Annotated in this window: 3 protein-coding genes, 1 tRNA gene and 1 pseudogene; 2 read left to right on the plus strand and 3 right to left on the minus strand. The window is 34.5% G+C overall.

Annotated elements, in window-relative coordinates; all coding sequences use genetic code 11:
* Nucleotides 1-12: 12 nt before the first annotated feature.
* Together ACIQ2X_RS01930 and ACIQ2X_RS01935 are read right to left on the minus strand one after the other, a co-directional pair.
* Nucleotides 13-1113: a DUF4407 domain-containing protein gene (locus ACIQ2X_RS01930; RefSeq protein WP_396177192.1), complete on the minus strand. Its 1101-nt coding sequence runs from the start codon at nucleotides 1111-1113 to the stop codon at nucleotides 13-15.
* 368 nt (nucleotides 1114-1481) lie between these two features.
* Nucleotides 1482-2870, minus strand: a complete 1389-nt coding sequence (locus ACIQ2X_RS01935) for a dipeptidase (protein WP_396177190.1) — start codon at nucleotides 2868-2870, stop codon at nucleotides 1482-1484.
* A gap of 160 nt (nucleotides 2871-3030) precedes the next feature.
* Here ACIQ2X_RS01935 and ACIQ2X_RS01940 point away from each other — a divergent pair.
* Together ACIQ2X_RS01940 and ACIQ2X_RS01945 are read left to right on the plus strand one after the other, a co-directional pair.
* Nucleotides 3031-3112 (plus strand) — tRNA-Leu (locus ACIQ2X_RS01940).
* 347 nt (nucleotides 3113-3459) lie between these two features.
* A complete protein-coding gene (locus ACIQ2X_RS01945; protein WP_396177191.1) occupies nucleotides 3460-6204 on the plus strand; it encodes a class I SAM-dependent DNA methyltransferase in 2745 nt (914 codons plus the stop codon).
* A 31-nt stretch (nucleotides 6205-6235) separates the two neighbouring features.
* On the opposite strand, the pseudogene ACIQ2X_RS01950 reads toward ACIQ2X_RS01945, so the two are convergent.
* Nucleotides 6236-6338, minus strand: a pseudogene (locus ACIQ2X_RS01950) (IS1595 family transposase); the annotation flags it as partial.

Here is a 6338-nt window from a genome sequence, read left to right on the forward strand (position 1 = left end):
AAATGATTGAAGTTAAATACTTTTCGTTTGTTTTTCAACAAAACCATCCGCTTGCAACTTCAATAATTCTATCGCTCGTTTTTTCTTGTAGTCGTGCAGTTCTTTGTCGCCGCGGATTTCAGCATAAACGTTGTTATAAATTTCGGCGTCACTTGTTTTTTGTAATTCGCTTTGGTGTTTGTTTTGGGCTAAAATGTTGTTCAAAGCCAATTCGGCATCTTCCACTTTCAAATCATATTCTCCTTTTGGCGACAACAATTTAGCAATAATCGGGGAAGTTTCGATTGCCAAAAACAACAGCATAATGAAAAACGAAGGCAACCAAGGCAATTTGTTCAACGCATTGATTCTTGCCATAAGTCCATCAAAACCATCGATAATGGGTTGGGTTTCGGATACTTTTTGATCCAAATCAGTTTGTAGTGTTTTCGATTTTAGTTCTAAATCGGCAATCTTGGTCGCGTTGTTTTTTCGCAAAGTGTCGAGTTCGGCTTTCGCCAAATCGTGTTTGGCAATTTTTTCTTTAAAAACAGGTCCTTTTCCAAGTTTTTTGGTTCCCGCAGTTCCTTCGGCTTCGGTAATGTACACGTTGTATAAATCGTTGACTTCTTTTTCTTTCTTGGAAATTTCCGATTTCAAACTGTCGATTAGCGTTTTGTTTTTGTCTAAATCGGATTGAAAATAAAGGGCAACTTCCTTCTTGTTGGTCAATGCCATTGCATTTTTTTCTTTCAATAATAAGGTGTTGATTTCCTTTTCAAAAATCTTGATTTCCAATGGTTTCGAAATTACGATGGCGATGATGACGGCCAAAATAATTCGGGGAGTGGCTTGAATAAATTCACTTTTGAAATTGTCGCGTTTCTTGATGGTAGAAACAATAAATCGGTCGAGATTGAAAATCAATAATCCCCAAACAAGTCCGAAGAAAACAGCTAAATAATAATTATCGAAAACCGTAAAAAGGGCATACGAACTGGCGATAAAAGCCATAATGGCTGTAAAGAAAACGGTGGCGCCAATTCCGGCATATTTGTTTTGTTCGCCGTTTGAACAACTTTGAACAATGTCTTGATCGACACCTGAACAAAGGATGAAAAAGTTTTTTAACATGATGTTTGATGATTGAGGTACTGAAAACGTGTCCAATACCGATTGATTGATGATGTTTACAAAAGTAACGCCAAATTTTGGATTTTGGTATAGTTGCTTAGCAATAACAGTTCTTGGGTTTTGAAACTTGGCAGTGTTAGATATAAAATAATTTTCTGCTGACGACTGTCTTGCGTTAGGGATTGAGCAATTGTTTGAGCTCTCCCGATTTTTCATCGGGAAGCGAGTGCGAAAGCCCGACCGTGTCTTGTTAAGTTTTGTTCCGGTCCTCAAAGACGGAACAAAACTTGGCAAGACGGGGTAACGCCCCAATAAAAAATCCGTTTACCCAGCAAAGAATAAACGGATTTTAAGTTATTAAGATGAAATTATTTACTTAACTCCACAAAATATTTATAAAACAATGGAATCGTTTCAATCCCTTTTAGGTAATTAAAAACTCCGAAATGTTCGTTAGGTGAGTGAATCGCATCGGAATCCAATCCAAATCCCATCAAAATGGTTTTTGATTTTAATTCTTTTTCGAACAAAGCAACGATAGGAATACTTCCGCCTGAACGAACCGGAATTGGCTTTACACCAAAGCTCTCAGAATAGGCTTTATCGGCAGCTTGATATCCAATACTGTCTATTGGAGTAACGTATCCTTGACCTCCATGATGTGGTTTTACTTTTACGGTCACACCACTTGGAGCAATGCTTTCGAAATGATTTTTGAATAATTCGGTAATTTCATGCCAGTCTTGATTAGGAACCAATCGCATCGAAATTTTAGCGAAAGCCTGACTTGCGATAACTGTTTTAGCCCCTTCACCTTGGTAGCCGCCCCAAATTCCGTTAACGTCAAGCGTTGGTCGTATTGAATTTCGTTCGTTTGTGGTGTAGCCTTTTTCGCCATGAATATCGCTCAGGTTTAACGCTTTTTTGTAGTTTTCTAATGAAAAAGGTGCTTTGGCCATTTCGGCTCTTTCTGCATCCGAAAGTTCTTCTACTTTATCATAAAAACCAGGAATCGTAATGTGGTTATTTTCGTCATGCAACGAAGCAATCATTTTTGCCAAAATATTGATAGGATTGGCAACCGCTCCTCCGTATAATCCCGAATGTAAATCGCGATTGGGGCCTGTAACTTCGACTTCTACGTAGCTCAAACCGCGTAAACCTGTCGTTATCGAAGGTTGTGTGTTGGAAATCATTCCCGTGTCGGAAATTAAAATCACGTCATTTTTTAGCTTTTCTTGGTTGCGTTCTACAAACCAACTCAAGCTAGCTGATCCCACTTCTTCTTCGCCTTCAATCATGAATTTGACGTTGCACGGAAGGTTATTGGTTTTTACCATGTACTCCAAAGCTTTGACATGCATGTACATTTGCCCTTTATCATCACATGCCCCACGGGCAAAAATAGCACCTTCTGGATGAATTTCAGTTTTCTTAATAACGGGTTCAAACGGCGGTGAAGTCCACAATTCCATTGGATCCGGCGGTTGTACATCGTAATGACCATAAACCAAAACAGTTGGCAAGTTTGGGTCAATCATTTTTTCAGCATAAACAATAGGATAGCCAGGAGTATCGCAAATTTCTACTTTGTCGCAACCTGCTTCTTCAAGTCTTGTTTTTACTGCTTCTGCGGTGTCAATCACATCTTGCGAATAAGCAGAATCGGCACTTACAGAGGGTATTTTTAACAATTCAATCAGTTCGTCGATGAACCTTTGTTTGTTTTTTTGAACATAATCTTTTATCGTATCCATTTTTGACTTTAATTTTTATCAACTTCAAAAATACTAAAAAATAATTTGAAAAAAATTCAAAAATTATAATTCAAAATTCAAAATTATCTATATATTTGCACTCACAAATTGAAGATTCAACGTATACCAATGAAAATCTTTAGTTTAGTGAGATAATTTTGCGGATATGGTGAAATTGGTAGACATGCCAGACTTAGGATCTGGTGCCGCAAGGCGTGTAGGTTCGAGTCCTATTATCCGCACTTTTAAAATTTAGAAAACCCTTAAAATCAACGTTTTAAGGGTTTTTTGTTTTATTTTTTGCCGAAAAATTGCCGAAAATAAATATTTCTATTAGATAATCCTTTGATCCGAACAAGCATTTTCAAATTTGCAACTGGATTTTTTTGATCAATAAATTAATGATTTTCTGGTGCCGAAGAAAATTGACATCTATGGATGCCTAAACCGATTCTTAATCGATAATTGTAATAGTTGATTAAATAAAGAAGTTAAATAATATAGTTTTTGATAAAATGCTTTTCTGACAACTTTATCATAATTGTGAGTTAATTAAATCACTACTTTAGCATTTTTAAGAATTAAAATTATGGCATTAAGTTGGAACGAAATTAAAGAACGCGCTGTAAAATTTTCAAATGAGTGGGCAGAATATTTTAATGAAGAAGCAGACGCAAAACCATTCCTAGTAGAATTCTTTAATGTATTCGGAATTTATAGTAAAAAAGTTGCAACTTTTGAGCATCGGGTTAAAAAACTTGATGAGCGGGATGGTTATATTGATTTACTTTGGAAAGGCACGATTTTAATAGAAATGAAAAGTCGAGGAAAAAATCTTGACAGAGCGTTTCTACAAGCTAAAGATTATCTACACGGTTTAAAACAACACGAACTACCAAAATACATTTTAGTTTCCGATTTTGAAATCTTCAAGCTTTACGATTTAGAAGAAGGAAACATTGTTGAATTTAAAATTTTAGATTTAGTAAACAATGTTCAAAGTTTTGGCTTTTTACTAGGTTATCAAAAGAAAGTTTACAAAGAACAAGATCCAGCCAACATCAAAGCAGCTGAATTTATGGGTAAACTTCACGACAGGTTAAAAGAAATCGGTTACGATGGCCATCCGTTGGAAGTATATTTGGTTCGCCTCCTCTTTTGTCTTTTTGCTGAAGACACAACAATTTTCAACAAACAACAATTTCAAGATTATATAGAATTTCGCACCAATGAAGATGGAAGCGATTTAGCACCAAAATTGCAAGAACTTTTTCAAGTTCTCGACACACCAAGTGAAAAACGTTTCAAAAACCTTGACGAGCAATTAGCAGAATTTCCATATGTAAACGGAAAACTATTTCAAGAAATCTTGCCAATGGCAAGTTTTGATTCCAAAATGCGAAAAGCATTATTAGATTGTTGTTACATCGATTGGAGCAAAATTTCTCCCGCAATTTTTGGTTCCATGTTTCAAAGCGTAATGAATCCAAAAGAACGCAGAAATCTTGGCGCACACTATACCAGCGAAACCAATATACTAAAACTCATTAAACCTCTATTTCTGGACGAGCTTTGGACAGAATTTGAAAACATAAAAAACAATAAAAACAAACTTCCAGAGTTTCACAAAAAAATTAGTCAGCTCAAGTTTCTTGACCCAGCTTGTGGTTGCGGAAACTTTTTAGTAATTACTTACAGAGAATTACGTTTGTTAGAAATTGCAGTTTTACGTGCATTAAATAAATCCGGACAAGGATTTTTGGATGTTTCAGAAATTATTTGGCTCGATGTCGATATGATGGGCGGAATTGAATATGAAGAATTTCCAGCACGAATTGCAGAAGTTGCAATGTGGCTAATCGACCACCAAATGAATATGTTAATTAGTAACGAATTCGGTCAATATTTTGCACGTTTGCCATTAAAAAAATCAGCAAATATTGTTCACGGAAACGCATTACAAGTTGATTGGGGAAATGTAATTCCAAAAGATAATCTTTCATATATTATTGGTAATCCACCATTTATTGGCAAAAAGGAACAAAAACCTGAACAAAAAGCAGATATGGAAAGAGTATTTGTAAATATTAAAGGAACTGGTGTTTTAGATTATGTGACTGGTTGGTATTTAAAAGCATCACAACTAATTCAAAATACAAAAATTAAAGTTGCTTTTGTATCAACAAATTCTATTGCTCAAGGAGAACAAGTTGGGCTTTTATGGAAAATATTATTTGATATTTACAAAATTAAAATACATTTTGCTCATCAAACTTTTTCATGGAGTAATGAAGCCAAAGGGAATGCTGCGGTGCATTGTGTGATTGTAGGTTTTGCGAACTACGACACTAATAACAAAAGTATTTTTGAATATGAGAATATTAAAGGAGAGCCACATGAATTAAAAGTAAAAAACATAAATCCCTTTCTAGTTGAAGGTAAAGACATTACAGTAGAAAATAGAAAATCTCCAATTTGTAATGTGCCAGAAATTATTTATGGAAGTTTTGCTTTAGACGATGGTAATTATACTCTTTCAGAATTAGAACGAAATGAAATTATTTCGGCAAATAAAAATTCAGACAAATTAATCAAACCTTTTATCGGTGGAAGAGAATTACTTCATTCAGAAAAGCGTTTTTGTTTATGGCTTGCAAATGCAGAACCTTCCGAAATTATTAATAATTCACTAATTAAGGAAAGAGTAGAATTAGTTAGAAAGTGGCGTTCAAATAGTGAAAGAGGTAATACAAAAAAATTAGCTGAGACTCCAACTCTTTTTGCTGAAGTAAGACAACCAAAAACAAATTATTTAGCTTTCCCAACCGTTTCTTCTGTTAATAGAAAATATATTCCAATTGCATTTCTTTCTTCTGAAATTATTGCTTCAAATCAATTGTATGTTTTACCAAATTCAACTCTTTATCATTTTGGTATTTTGACTTCAATTATGCACATGGCTTGGGTAAAATACATTTGTGGTAGATTAAAAAGTGACTACAGATATTCCGCAAGTATAGTATATAACAACTATCCTTGGCCAGAAAGTCCTTCAGTAAAACAAATAAAACTAATTGATGAAAAAGCACAAAAAGTTCTAGAAGTTCGTTCAAGTTTTCCAAATAGTTCTTTGGCTGATTTATACAATCCGTTAACAATGCCACCAACATTAATAAAAGCACATAACGAGTTAGACAAAGCTGTAGATTCTGCTTACAGAACTGCACCATTTACAAGCGAAGCCAACAGAATGGTTTACTTATTTGAGTTATACGAAAAATATACAGCCGATTTATTTACGAAGGAGATTTTAAAAAAGAGCAGAAAAAAATAAAAATTATATTTTTATGCATATCCTTTTTTAATCATACTCCTGTAATACTTGCTATCACTAGTCTATCGAAGATTTTCTCACCAAAATATCTGCGATTTAGCTTATAAACAAACTCGTTCAGATACAGTTGTAAG

This window comes from Flavobacterium sp., assembly GCF_044368625.1.
Lineage (GTDB): Bacteria > Bacteroidota > Bacteroidia > Flavobacteriales > Flavobacteriaceae > Flavobacterium.